We start from the raw sequence: 700 nt of genomic DNA, 5'->3' as shown, positions 1-700 counted from the left end.
TCCTTGTCGGTGACCGTCAGGGTGTCGCCCACTTCGGTGCCGTCTTCCAGAGTGACCTGGGCGGTGACAGTGTCGTCGTTGCCGACCTCATCCTGACTATAGATACCGTCGTCACCGCTGCCGATCAGCTCGACCGAGACAGCCGGAGATGCGTTATCGATTGGCTTGCAGTCGTCGTCGCTGTTGGAATTGCCCGCTGGGTCGGTGACCGTGGCGGTCACGCTGACGTCGGTGTCTCCTTCGGCAATCGGTACCTCGACCGTAACGCCATTATCCAAGTCGTCTTGTGTGATCGGACGATTAAGCAACTCATTACCGTCTTTGTCGGTAACAATCAGGGTGTCACCTACCTGGGTGCCCTCTCCCAGAGTGACCTGGGCGGTAACGGTGCCATCTTCACCAATCTCGTCCTGGCTGTAGGTGCCGTCATCGCCGCTGCCGGTCAGCTCGACCGAGACTGCGGGCGGTACGTTATCGATAGGCTCGATTGGCTTGCTGTCGTCGTCGCTGCTGGAATTGCCCGCAGGGTCGGTGACCGTGGCGGTCACGCTGACGTCGGTGTCTCCTTCGGCAACCGGTACTTCTACCGTAACGCCGTTGTCCAGATCGTCTTGAGTTACTTCTCCGTCAAAGAGAACATTGCCCTCCTTGTCGGTGACCGTCAGGGTGTCGCCCACTTCGGTGCCGTCTTCCAGAGTGA

Annotated in this window: 1 protein-coding gene; it reads right to left on the bottom strand. The window is 59.3% G+C overall.

Annotation, left to right across the window (positions count from 1 at the left end; all coding sequences use genetic code 11):
* On the bottom strand, positions 1–700 hold a 700-nt coding region (locus tag JFC11_RS18865), incomplete at both ends, for a hypothetical protein (protein ID WP_198350279.1).

The organism is Vreelandella alkaliphila, assembly GCF_016107625.1.
Taxonomy (GTDB): domain Bacteria; phylum Pseudomonadota; class Gammaproteobacteria; order Pseudomonadales; family Halomonadaceae; genus Vreelandella; species Vreelandella alkaliphila.
Note: the sequence above shows the minus strand (reverse complement) of the source record. Positions and strands in the feature narration are given on the sequence as shown.